We start from the raw sequence: 11,671 nt of genomic DNA, 5'->3' as shown, positions 1-11,671 counted from the left end.
CGAGAACTTCTTCGGCAAGCTCAAGGAATTCAAGCGCATCGCAATGCGCGCCGACAAGACCGACCAGAGCTTCACTTCAATGATCTATCTGGCCGCGGCCGCGATAAACTCCAGATGAATCCCAACAGACCCTAGTTCATGTGTATCGAGAATCCGGCCTCGCTTTGAACTGCGAGTGTTGCAACTCAGCTACAGCCACGTGCACCTGACCAAATTACTATCCTCTTGCAGGTGGGCGAATACACCGATTCATTGAACTCGTTTCGGGGGAGACACTCGCATGAAGAAGCTTTTAGTTGCCGCAGCCGGAACACTAGTTTTGGGCCTGTCGGCTCCCGCCAGTGCGGCCGACCTCGCTGCACGTCCCTACACCAAAGCTCCGCCGATGGTCGCTGCCATCTACGACTGGAGCGGCTTCTACATCGGCATCAACGGTGGCGGTGGTTCGAGCCACAAGTGCTGGGATTTTGTGGATGCGACTGGCGTTGTGACCGGCGTCCCGGGTGCTCTAGCAGCCGAAGGTTGCCATAATGCCGTCGGCGGCACGGTCGGCGGCCAGATCGGCTACCGCATGCAGTCGGGCCAGTGGGTGTTCGGCATCGAAGGTCAGGGCAACTGGGCTGACTTCTCGGGCGACAACGTCAGCGCGATCCCGGGGTTTGGGACTCGCAACCGTTCGCGGATCGACTCGTTCGGTCTGATCACCGGTCAGGTCGGCTACGCTTGGAATAATGTTCTGTTCTACGTCAAGGGCGGCGCCGCGGTCGTCGGCGACAAGTATGATGTGTTCGATATTCCGACCGGTGCGCTCTTCTCGTCGGCTCGTGAAACCCGTTGGGGCGGCACCGTCGGCGCGGGCCTCGAATATGGTTTTGCACCGAATTGGTCGGTTGGTGTCGAGTACAATCACATCTTCCTGGGTGATCGCACGATCGACTTCACTACGCCCATTGGAGGTTTCGCCGGGAGCGACCGCATTCGCCAAGACGTTGACATGGGCCTCGTCCGCGTGAACTATCGCTGGGGCGGTCCGAGCATCGCGCACTACTGAGCGCACCTCGATTTAATAACGAAGGGCCGGCTTAAAGCCGGCCCTTTTGTTATGGAGACCGAGATGACGAAAAGATTTAGTCCCGTCGTACCCTCGCAGTTAATTAACGAGCTGAACGAGGCATTCGAGTCGGCCGAAGCTCGCACGATCTGCAGGGCCATGGGGAAGGCGCTAGACAACTTCAACATTTCAGAAGTCGCAAGAGAAGCCGGTCTGCAACGAACGAGCATTTATCGAGCCTTCGGGAACGAACGGCTTCCAAACTTTTCGACTGTTGTTGGTGTGCTCACGGCCATGGGATTGGGGATCAGGGTAGTCCCCCGGCGACGTCGCAAGCAATCGCCTACCTTTTGATGCCATCAGCGTCGTGGTCGTTAAAGAGACCCATGTTGTGATCTCGGCCCTCGCGCGTGGACACAGGGCTTCCGAAATAGCACGTGTAAAGGTTTGGTCCTTCAAAGTACCACCCGCGGCACCCGAACTGATCAACCGGCCGTCGAACGGGCGGCGAGTGCCAACAGCAAGCAATGACTAGCGACCACTCGTAGCGACTGGCTGCTGCGTCAACCTATCCGTAGATTTTCCGCCGAGTCTTTTCCGCGATTGTTCACAACGTCGAAGCTGACCTTAGCTCCCTCTGCGAGCGAAGTGTAACCAGCCTTCTCAACTGCGGAGATATGAACAAAAACATCCTTGCTGCCCGAATCCGGTTGAATGAACCCGTATCCCTTCGTCGGGTTGAACCATTTGACGGTGCCTATAGCCACTTAACTTCTCCATTTTTCAAAAACCAAAACTAGTGCTCGAACTTTGACCAAAGAAAGGCTGGTCGCGACACGCGCCCGCGCCTTGGACCACCCGACACGATCGAACCGACGCGCGTCCGCATCAGTTCGCTAAGCCTAGGAGCAAGCCTGAGAAAATGGATGGGCCGATGATTTGGGAGAGGCTCCGCGTCGAAGCGGCATTTACCGGCTTGCCGGCCGTGGTAAACGCGCCGAACCCCGCTAGACCGATGCGAAGGAACAAGTGAGATTTCAATGACCGAACTAAGACATGGGTGCCAGCTCAATTTCCGGTTCAAGAACCGCCGATTTCTAATTGGAACAGGGCCATATAGCGTGCGTTAACGTGCCATCACTGGCCAAGGCTTGTCCGTAGGCGTCGGTGGCTGAGAGACCAATGGGCTCCCGCCTGCATGGCACGGGAGCATCCAATGCCGCATCAGAAGCTAATTGCGCGCCTACGCGCGGTGGTCGGTCTGTCTGAACAAGATCAACTTAGGCTCACACGCATACCATACAGGGTGAAATCCCTTGGAGATCGCGAATACGTCCTGCGCCAGGGCGACAAGCCTGGCGTCTGCATTGTTGTGATGAGCGGGCTTCTGTCTCGGCAAAGAGTGGTGAACGCTCGAAACCAGATTTCGTCGTTCTACATAGCCGGCGATATGCCCGACCTGCCTACCCTGCATCTGCCGGTCGCGGATTGTGATCTTTGCAGCGTGGGCAGTTCGACGATAGCCTCTATCCCCCATTCATATCTCAGAAAGACGATGACGGAATCGCCCGCGCTCACGCACGCTTTTTGGCGCGAGACGCTGATTCATGCTGCTATTTACCGCGAGTGGGTTGAGAATCTCGGATCGCGCCAAGCCTTGGGTAGAGTCGCGCATCTTCTTTGCGAGCTTATCACCCGCATGGAATTCGTTGGGCTGGCGGACAACGGCAGTTTCCGACTTCCGCTCACGCAGCAAGATGTTGCCGACGCATGTGGGCTTTCAATCGTGCATATGAACAGGACGATCCAGGAACTCAGGCGTGAGGGCCTGATTGAATGGCAGAACCAAACCGTGACTCCGCTCCGCCCACAGAAGCTTATGGATGTAGCCGAATTCAGCGCTGAATATCTTCATGAGCTGAATTCGAGCGAAGGATCAAAGCTCAGCAAAGTTTTTGGAACGTCCCCACCCGGACTGATTTAGCCGGCATGACCCGATACCACTTCGACTACCATGAAGCGGAACTCGTTACCGTAGACCGCGCGGGCGAGGAATTCGAGAGCATTGATGCGGCCCGAAAGATGGCGACGATCGCATTGGGCGAGGCCGTGCGCGACTTCACTTTTGCTGGTCGGCCTGGGAGGATAGCTATTCTGGTCAGGGACGACATTGGCCCTGTTTTGAGTGTCTCTGCTGCGATCGAGCAGACTTGAACACGAACCCCCTCAATTGCATCTGTTGCCGGTTCGGTGGCGTCTAGTGGAGCGTTGTGAATATCAGTCATTTTGAAACCTTGCTGATGTTCTTCATCAACTGCGCCCGAAGTACGAGCGCGACCTCGACCGGCTCGCGGTCGCCAGCGATTGGCCGGCGGCAGACGAGGCGCCACGCGGTGCCCCCCTCAACATTTGATTTGCAGACGCGCGTGAAACTGGGGGCGAGCGGTCGCTGAGAAACGATTGGTGTTGAAGCTGCGGACACCCCTATCCACCCCCTTACACGCCCGTGACACACATTCGTTCACGCCCTTCCCGCTGTGCGGCGTTTGGCGGCGGTGTCGTTGCCGACGGCGATGCATTGAAACTTCATCTACCTGGTAAGCATTGTCCTCTCTCACATCGCTGCTGCCACGTTCGTAGCACCCGTGTCCTGAAAAGCAGACCGGTCACCACGGACAGTTCTTTTAACTGCACCTGCCGCAATCACACGCAGTGGCGTGTCTTCAGCGGCCCGATCACGTCTGCTCACGAGGCAAAAGGCCACTCGCGCAGATGGATGCCTCTTGTCCGGCGCCACCGAGAAGGTTACTGCCTGCCATCCATTGGGAGAAGACCGACGTCTGGATGGCCGATAAGAGGATGCCGCTCAACGCCTTGCAGCGTAAAGGTGAAAGATCAACCAATGCACGCGTAATGGCCGACAAGAAAACCCGCGATGGCATCTTCATCGTCATGAGCCGTCGACCGAAGCTGCGGACGATGTTTCCGTGGCTCATGGAAAGCACTGGCTCACATCTTTAGTAGATGTGTCGCCTATCAGGCCATATGGCGCAGATACGAGGCAAGCAAAGCTAAGTAGATGGCTCCCCTTCCTGGAACGCTGAAATCGTGATTGTCTAATCCAAGTTGGGGCGAGAATAATGCGACCGTGGCTGGCAATTCCTTTTCATTTCGGATTTTTAAGGAGGCCGGGGGCCGCGCTGGCCCCAGTCATTTAGGAACGGCAGTTCACGCGTTGGGCTTTCTTTAAGTCATCGCGTCCAGAAAGCGCGAGACCCTCCAGAGGCCCCAGTCTTTTTCCTTCCTTAGGCTGGGGCCTTTTCTTGCCCGCTGTCAGAATCGATCGAGGTCCAGCGCGTAAGCGCCTGCCCACGCCGCCTGCGCTTCGCCTCCCCATCTTCACACCCCAGCGCCGCTCCGCCGCCGCCTGCATGTCGGGCTTCTTCGCGTTACCATACCCGGTCGCGTGCTTCTTGCTGGTCATCAGATTGAGCGGATACCACGCAGATTCAATTGCTCGCAGGTGTAGACCGCGACGCCGAACATACCGAGCATCACGTCAATGCCGAAAGAAGCGCCGCAAAGGCTTGTCAATGCACACGCCGACCCAATCGAGGTTGGTGTGGTGTTCGGTTTCCTGCGGCAAGGTCAATAGGCGAGCCTGAACTTCCTTTTGAGGCTATCGAGCACGTCTCAACGGTCCCTTCAAGGGAACACGCACAAACGCGCTTCGGTGCCGAGGTCCACCCCGATGACGAACTTCCGTGCTATCGCCCCAGCTTCTCACTGGGTGTCATCGGCTTGCGAAGTTGAGCCCTCGTATTGCCGCATCTGCGAATGTTACCCTGATGGTGCCATTGCCGATGGCGATCCGATATCGATTGATTGACTGCGCCAGGTGGGCAGAACACGGCACCGGCAACGACGGCCACGTGGTAACCGGAGATCGGTCAAGCAAAGATTTTATATAGGAAATACAGCGCGCGCGAGTTCGTCAATGTCGTGCTGATGTCGCCCCATGCCGGCGCATCAGACTCCCGCCGCGTGGTCGCCGTCAAGTCTAGGGAGTCCGCCGATGGCCCGCGATTTTCCGGAGGGTGAGCGGGGGTTTCTAAGGAGCTCGGGATGCTTTTTGATTCGTGTTTCCCTGCCACGGCTTAGAGTGCTCGTGCTCAGCAATCCACTTGACCGCGTCGCCTTCCGTAATAAAGCCCTTGATTGCTTCCGTTTCGCCGTCGGGCCACAGAATATCGACCCCCCAGCCAAGTCCGGGATTTTTACGAGCCATGAAAGTTGGTCGCTGCTCGAGCATCCGCCGAATATGCGCCTATGGTGCCCAGGTTCAAGCCAGCTATCCTGCCGCAATCACACTATCCCACACTGACCCCGCGTCCTCCCGCCAGGCCAGGCCGGGCCGGTTCGATTCATGTGCAATGTTTTGCCCGCAGTAGCTCGCGCGCGTTCCGAAGCCCTACGGATTGATAATTTGCGAGGTGCATCGAATGCCGCTTTGATTGCGGCATACTCCCCCCGGTCCGCATCCGTAAGCACGAAGCCGTGCCCCAGACAGGCAGCTAGCCGGCGAGACTTAATCTGATCCCGAGACCTTCGTTCCTCCTCTTCGCCTTGCTGGCCCAGTGTGCGCGGTAGACCCTTGGATGTTCCGATTGCAACTTCAGATTTCACGATCTCTCTCGTGGCGGGCGCTTGCGAGACCGCAGCTATATCTTCGGTTCTCGGAGAGGAAAGCCCGATGCGCCTTGCTTTGCCTTATATAGGAATCGGCTGCTGCGTGGTTCTGGCAGCATGGTTATCCCTTGCGCTGAGGCGCGTCTGGTGGAGCATCAAATAGCCGCGATCGAAACGGCATAATTGATGCCGGTCCTGAGCTCACCTTTAGTTCAGAGCGTGAACAAGGCGTTGATCTTCTCGATGTGAATGCGGCTATTGATGACCTGAGTGATCGCTACTGTTTGCTACGCCTGTTCTTTTGCGGTTGCTGTACGGTCGAGTTCAGATCAGCCCTCGAAGATGCCAGTGCATTCAGCCGTTCGCCAAACGAACCCAGCTGATCCGAGAGCAGCTTGCGCTCTCCTTGTCCAGTCGCAACCCTGCGCTGAAGTTCACTGACTTGTTCACTCAATTTCTGCTGGCCGATCTGGATTTCTTCCGTGGTTCGCTGAAGTGTGGCTATGGCTTGCCCGGTCTTGTCGATCTTGATTTCTTGACGCGTAGCCACCGCCGCCTGAAGGACTTCAATCTTCTGGTTCATCCAAAAGGCGGCGCCCCCCGACGCGAATATGACCATGGCAACAATGACCCAGGGGAATACTGATCGTCTGACACCGGCCGAAGCCGACGGCTCATCCATGATGTAAACTCTTTGAGTTTCGAGGCGAGCCAAGCCAACGCGTGAAGCTTGCCTTAGTTGCTTCAGGCGGCCGAGGCGAAGGGCCTTTTAGCTTTCGGTTCCTTTGTGAGATGGGAGTGATGGTGGTCGGCGTTCATTGCGCATTCATGCGCGCAACCTACAACAGCCTCGGGGCCGCGCGTGAAGGAAAATCCAATGAAGAAAATCATCTATGCACTCGCAACTGTGGCTCTGCTCGGAGTTCCTGCGCTTACAGCTCCAGCGGCTGCACTCCCTGGCCACCCCGCGCTGAACGGCATCGCCCGCTCGGAAGCCATTGGCGTGCGGTATCACTACGTCCCCCGCAAAGTCTGTACGACGCGCACCGTAGTGACCCGCGGCTATCACGGCCGCCGCATCGTCAAACGAGTTCGCGTATGTCGCTGATAGCGGCACGGCGTCGAAGCAGAGCGTGGCGCTAAAGTCTAGCTACTTCGCCCCGGATCATCCGTAAGCACAGGAGGCCGCCAACTGAGGCGGTCTCACGGTCGAGTGTGGTGCATGAGGCGCGCAATGCGCCTATCGCCCCGCCAGCCTTCAAGGTCGTGCAGATCCGATATGAAGCTGGCTTGCGGGTCAAAACCGGCGCGCTCCCGCTGCCAACAATAAACGAAAGAACGCCCAAGCACCGCGTTAGGTCGGACCAACAAGGAAACGGCCTCAGCGGCACCGGGGGGATATGCTGAGGCCGGATCAATGTCTGCCGCATGCGCGGAAGGCTAAACGTGAACGCAGATTAGTCCGACATGGTTCCAAAAGGTCGATCCAGGCATGTCCGCATTACTCAAAGTGCCCTCGATGCCATGCTCAAGAGCGCAGGCGGCCTCTCTCGGTAAGCCAGGACGCTAGTTTTTTGGCGCTCCTCCAAACGAGCCCACAGATCGCTCGCCCCGCATTTCGGCGTGGTACTGCGCCTCAGACGGGCTCCCTCCAAACGAGAGGGCCCATGCTATTCAACAACGTGATCGCAAACGCGAACTCATCGTCGACTCCTTCCACTGACTGCTGCTCTCGGGCGTTGCTCGTGAAGCCGAGGAGGCGCAGCGCCCTTCACTTCTTCGGGCGCTTATGACGAAGGATCTGCCCGATGAAATAACCCACGATCGGATATGATCTTCGCAGCTTGCACCTGCAGCGTAGCGTGACGCAGTATTTGGTCCGCAACTGCTACAACGGCGTTCTCACGCTTAACCTCAGTTTCGATTTGCTCGGTTGTCAGATCCTCGTTTCCGAGCCGCCGAGGGCACTTTGAGTAATGCGGACATGCCTGGATCTCGCGGAGTTGGCGAAAAAGTCTGGCGTGGGGTTCTCGACAATCCAGCGCATCGAGGATTCCCGGCAGCACGCGGCGGCAATATCGACGCCGTGTACAAGACACTATCAGCCGCGGGCATCACGTTCCTGCCCGAAACTGAGGAAGGAATGGGAGTGAGGGGCAAAAGCAAGGCGCGCCGCGCAGCGAAATGATCTAGGGCCCGCGAAGTTGCAGCGCCGTGAAGAGGTCAGCTTCTATCGACCGGATTAGGTAGCGTGATCCAGGTGCAGAAAGATGCGTGCCGTCTATTGCGGTCGGGCCCTGATGACTAATTCGGGTAAGACAGCCCGACGCTTCGCAGAACACTTCCCAGGCGGAGAGGTATTTAGCTCCGTGCTCCGCAAAGAACGTGCGCGCGCTTTCCTCATCCCACAGATTGCTCACGAACTGGGACGACCTCTCCGGCAACATTTTGCGGCGAGTGATGTAATAAGCGATTTGTTGCTCAGGCAAGCCGCGCTTCCATGAAGGAACGGGCCCGAGCACTATTACCGCGGCCCCCGCCGACTTAAGTGCAGCGATTGTATTGGACCACCCTGTCCTCTCAACTTGGTTTAGCGGACCATTTGCGTGCAACAGCACAGCGTCTGGCCTGATGCTGGCAATAGTCCTGATAACCTCCTCATTATGACGAGTGCAGACCGAAGGCGATCCGTCCAATAGCGGCATGCAGCTGCTAGCAGTGAGCTGCGCAATCCCGAAGGGATACTCCGCTTGCATCGACCGCAAGCCCGGCATGAGAGCGCCGGCAGTCGAGTCTCCCCATACCGCAAGTGTGGGACGTACGGCCTCCAAGCACTCAGGAAGAATCTCCGCGCTAGTGCCAAGGTCGAGAAGGCAGACCCCAGTTCGCCACGCTTCAGGGCGTTCGGAGTTGGCCGTTTGCAGATCGGCGGGAAATCGCGACGTGAAACCATTGAAGTTGGCGAAGACGGCCCCCGCCAAAGCAACCGCAATCATCGCGGAGGGCAAGGCATATTGCATCCGGCCGCGTGCGGCGCGTCCAAACCTAAATGGCCTCTCGACGAACACGAAGGTTGTCCAAGCCAGACCGTAAGAGAAAATGACGGCGGCGCCTCGTTCCAACAAAGTAAGTGGCAAGAACTTCACAGCGACCGCGAGAACAAGAATCGGCCAATGCCAAAGGTAAAGCGGGTAACTGATCTTGCCAGTAAAAACGGCCAGTCGATTAGAGAGCAGATGAGAGGCAAGGCGGCTACGTGCTCCCGCGACGAGGACAAGCACCGCGCCAGCAACCGGCGCTGCGGCTCGCCAACTCGGATAAGCCATGCTCTGGTTTAAAAACACAAATGTGCCGACTATCAGGAACAGACCAAAGGCGACGAGCAACTCGGGCCCGTCGATCCTGGCGCCGGGGCGCTGTTTGAACCGCCAAGCGACCAGAGCGCCGGCCATCAATTCCCATGCTCGGGTGAACGGCAAATAGAAATCAGCGTCTCGATGCGAGGCCAGCGCAACCGAGAGAATAAATGACGGAACGGCGACGACCCAGATAGCCGCACGCCATCGCGTGGGGCTTGCGAGCAGCACGACGGCCACAGGCCAGAAAATATAAAACTGCTCCTCGACGCCGAGCGACCAAAGATGGAGCAGCGGGAGAGTATGGGCGTCGGGGCTGAAGTAACCAGATTGAAGCCAGAAATAGAAGTTTGCGAGGAACGCTGAACCGGCGACGATTTGCTGCCCAAGCATATCGAGAGATGCCGGCAGCAGGACAAACCAGGAGCACGCAGCTACGCTCGCGAGCACAATTATCAACGCGGGGAAAAGGCGCCGCACGCGGCGCGAATAGAAGCTCGCGAGGGAGAACGACCCTCGGGCGACTTCATCGAAGATGATGCCCGATATCAGATAGCCGGATATGACGAAGAACACGTCGACGCCGGCAAACCCGCCGGGCAAGAGTTCCGGGAAAGCATGGAAGGCGACAACGCCAACCACGGCTAGCGCCCGCAGCCCGTCGATGTCAGCCCGATATTCTGGATGTGCCCCCATGACGGCGCACGCTAACTGCGAATTGTTTCTGGTCAAGCCGAATGCAGGCTCTCCAAAGTCTTGCTTGACGAACAGGTGGCATTCCCGTCCGTCGAAGCTACAAAACCTAGCGGCTTGCCTCCGGGATGCCGCCGGAGGAATCTTCCGGCATGAGCACCAAGTCGCGAGAGGTCATCTGGGGCGGCCAGATCATGGGCGCGAAGATCCGCGCAGAGGGGGCCCGCCAGCGCGCTCAACAGGCTGCGCGCGAAGCAGACCGGGCCGAGGCTGAAGCTTGGTCCGTCCGGATGGAAGGTTACGGCGGCCCAGCCCAACCCTCCCCCACAATCGCTCAATGCCTCAACGGCGGGCTTGCCTGGCTGGAGGTCGAGTGCGCCCGCTGTAAGACGCGCGCCAGTCTGCCACTCGATGCCATCCGCCGGCCCAAAGATACGCCGCTTTGGAAACTCGAAGCTTCGCTGAAGTGCCGCTCCTGCCGCACCACTCGCTACGCGTCACCTGCCCGCATGATCAAACTAACCAAGACAAGACAGATCACGCCCTATAAATGGGTTCACCCGAGCGAAGAGCGGTAGAGCATTGGCAAAATTTGCGACCGAACGTCCTTATGCGGATCCCGAAGCCGCGGCCCGCCGGTTGGTCCAGCTCGCCGCGAGCATCGAGCCGGTCCAGGACGGGCGCATCCACATCGAGAAGGTCAACGCGCCATTTATGTCTACGCTCGGCGGCAACGGCAGCGAGTTCGGCGCCGCCATCAAGTATGCTGTCCAGCAAGGCTGGCTCGAGCTGCACGAAAGCGGGACCTATGTGCGTCTGCTGACGCCGGGCAAAAATCTCCTGAACTAGGAACTTCGCCTTCTTCAGGGGAATTGATTCTAGGCCGACTCCCCCGGGCCGGCGGAGCGGCCTCGGCCCTACCCCAAAAGCCCCCCTGAAGCCGGGGCCGTGTCTCCGCCGTCGGTAGTTTCGGAGTATGCGTATGCGTACCTCGCCCTCGATCGTGCCGGCCGATCGCTTGGACCGCGACATTTGCCTCGTGCTCGAGGACTTCGGAGCCGGCGCCGCATGCGCCTGGCGCGAGACGGATGAAGCCGACACCGACATGGCGACTGTCCTGCAGCATCTTCTGTCCGGCCAATATACCTATCCGGTTAGGATCGTTTGCTTCAATCCGAGCCAAGGCTGGTCACGGGACGCAACCTCTGAGTTTGCTGACGCTGTAGCCCAGCTGGCGGCAGATACCGACGCCGAGGTCTCGCCTGCTCTGCAGGCCTTTATTGCCACCAACGCCAGCCGGCACTTCGACCCAGCTCGCCCTCCCCTTGCGCGGCGCCATGATAATTGAGGAGCCGCCAACTGAGGCGGCCTTGTCCATTTACGGGCGGCTTACTCCGGGGGTTGCAGACCAGGCGAGTTCAGCCAATCGCTCAGATGCGCGCCCGTCTCAGCTAAGCGCGCCTTCCTGAGAAGCCGCTCGCGCTCAGCACCAGGGGGGAGCTGGGCAGCTTGTTCTTTGAGCTGAGTGGCGTGCTCGCCCAATCGTTCTTCAAGCGACCGGTTGTGCTTCACTCTGCGGCGTCGCTGAGACATGGAGTCATTCCTTGTGCCATTAACGACGACTCCAAAAACCGAAAAAGGTAAGTTCAGTTCCGGCTCGGAACGAAAATTGCCGTCCAACTTCGAGGGGCGCTTCGTCTGCTCCACCTGCGGAAGTATCGCTAGCGGGGCAGAGACGGCCCCGGCCAGGGGGGCTTTTGAGGTGTGGAGCCGGGGCCGCTGGAGGTGCCTGGACCTAGGGGAAGGCCAAGCGTCCTGAGCCTAGGAAAAATCGGCAATTTGTTCTGTTCGCTTTCGGACGGTGGCTATATTGTTCCCTCGG

12 protein-coding genes and 1 pseudogene are annotated in these 11,671 nt (G+C 58.4%); 9 read left to right on the top strand and 4 right to left on the bottom strand.

Annotated elements, in window-relative coordinates:
• The first annotated feature begins 280 nt into the window (after window positions 1–280).
• Together IVB27_RS10530 and IVB27_RS43265 are read left to right on the top strand one after the other, a co-directional pair.
• The gene (locus IVB27_RS10530; protein ID WP_247352239.1) at window positions 281–1,051 is read left to right on the top strand and encodes an outer membrane protein; all 771 of its coding nucleotides are present in this window, start codon (window positions 281–283) and stop codon (window positions 1,049–1,051) included.
• Window positions 1,052–1,102: 51 nt separating this feature from the next.
• Entirely contained in the window at window positions 1,103–1,405 is a 303-nt protein-coding gene (locus IVB27_RS43265; RefSeq protein ID WP_345946859.1) for a helix-turn-helix domain-containing transcriptional regulator, read from the top strand.
• Window positions 1,406–1,614: 209 nt separating this feature from the next.
• Here IVB27_RS43265 and IVB27_RS10525 read toward each other — a convergent pair whose 3' ends face one another.
• On the bottom strand, window positions 1,615–1,818 hold the full coding sequence (locus IVB27_RS10525; RefSeq protein WP_247342407.1) for a cold-shock protein: 204 nt from the start codon (window positions 1,816–1,818) through the stop codon (window positions 1,615–1,617).
• A 449-nt stretch (window positions 1,819–2,267) separates the two neighbouring features.
• Between IVB27_RS10525 and IVB27_RS10520 the strand changes: the two genes are divergently transcribed.
• The 3 genes from IVB27_RS10520 (at window position 2,268) to IVB27_RS10510 (ending at window position 4,072) form a co-directional block, all read left to right on the top strand.
• A complete protein-coding gene (locus tag IVB27_RS10520) occupies window positions 2,268–3,035 on the top strand; it encodes a Crp/Fnr family transcriptional regulator (RefSeq protein ID WP_247443428.1) in 768 nt (255 codons plus the stop codon).
• A 5-nt stretch (window positions 3,036–3,040) separates the two neighbouring features.
• Entirely contained in the window at window positions 3,041–3,265 is a 225-nt protein-coding gene (locus IVB27_RS10515) for a DUF6894 family protein (protein WP_247443427.1), read from the top strand.
• Window positions 3,266–3,895: 630 nt separating this feature from the next.
• Window positions 3,896–4,072 carry a hypothetical protein gene (locus IVB27_RS10510; protein ID WP_247443426.1) on the top strand — a complete coding sequence of 59 codons (177 nt, stop codon included), beginning with the start codon at window positions 3,896–3,898 and terminating at the stop codon, window positions 4,070–4,072.
• A 1,090-nt stretch (window positions 4,073–5,162) separates the two neighbouring features.
• Here the strand turns inward: IVB27_RS10510 and IVB27_RS10505 are convergent.
• Entirely contained in the window at window positions 5,163–5,339 is a 177-nt protein-coding gene (locus IVB27_RS10505) for a hypothetical protein (protein WP_247443425.1), read from the bottom strand.
• A 678-nt stretch (window positions 5,340–6,017) separates the two neighbouring features.
• Window positions 6,018–6,422 (bottom strand): hypothetical protein, encoded by a 405-nt coding sequence (locus IVB27_RS10500; RefSeq protein ID WP_247443424.1) that lies wholly within the window; start codon window positions 6,420–6,422, stop codon window positions 6,018–6,020.
• Window positions 6,423–6,617: 195 nt separating this feature from the next.
• On the opposite strand from IVB27_RS10500, the gene IVB27_RS10495 reads away from it, so the two are divergent.
• Window positions 6,618–6,848 (top strand): hypothetical protein, encoded by a 231-nt coding sequence (locus IVB27_RS10495; RefSeq protein WP_247443422.1) that lies wholly within the window; start codon window positions 6,618–6,620, stop codon window positions 6,846–6,848.
• A gap of 1,081 nt (window positions 6,849–7,929) precedes the next feature.
• Here IVB27_RS10495 and IVB27_RS10490 read toward each other — a convergent pair.
• On the bottom strand, window positions 7,930–9,792 hold the full coding sequence (locus IVB27_RS10490) for an acyltransferase family protein (protein ID WP_249811398.1): 1,863 nt from the start codon (window positions 9,790–9,792) through the stop codon (window positions 7,930–7,932).
• Window positions 9,793–9,941: 149 nt separating this feature from the next.
• Here IVB27_RS10490 and IVB27_RS10485 point away from each other — a divergent pair, with 149 nt between their 5' ends.
• The 3 genes and pseudogenes from IVB27_RS10485 to IVB27_RS10475 all read left to right on the top strand — a co-directional run.
• Complete coding sequence (locus IVB27_RS10485; protein WP_247443414.1) at window positions 9,942–10,367, top strand: hypothetical protein; 426 nt, start codon at window positions 9,942–9,944, stop codon at window positions 10,365–10,367.
• A gap of 4 nt (window positions 10,368–10,371) precedes the next feature.
• A complete protein-coding gene (locus IVB27_RS10480; RefSeq protein WP_247443413.1) occupies window positions 10,372–10,638 on the top strand; it encodes a hypothetical protein in 267 nt (88 codons plus the stop codon).
• 133 nt (window positions 10,639–10,771) lie between these two features.
• Window positions 10,772–11,126, top strand: a pseudogene (locus tag IVB27_RS10475) (hypothetical protein); the annotation flags it as partial.
• Between the last annotated feature and the right edge of the window lie 545 nt (window positions 11,127–11,671).

It is taken from the genome of Bradyrhizobium sp. 197 (genome assembly GCF_023073375.1).
Taxonomy (GTDB): domain Bacteria; phylum Pseudomonadota; class Alphaproteobacteria; order Rhizobiales; family Xanthobacteraceae; genus Bradyrhizobium.
Note: the sequence above shows the minus strand (reverse complement) of the source record. Positions and strands in the feature narration are given on the sequence as shown.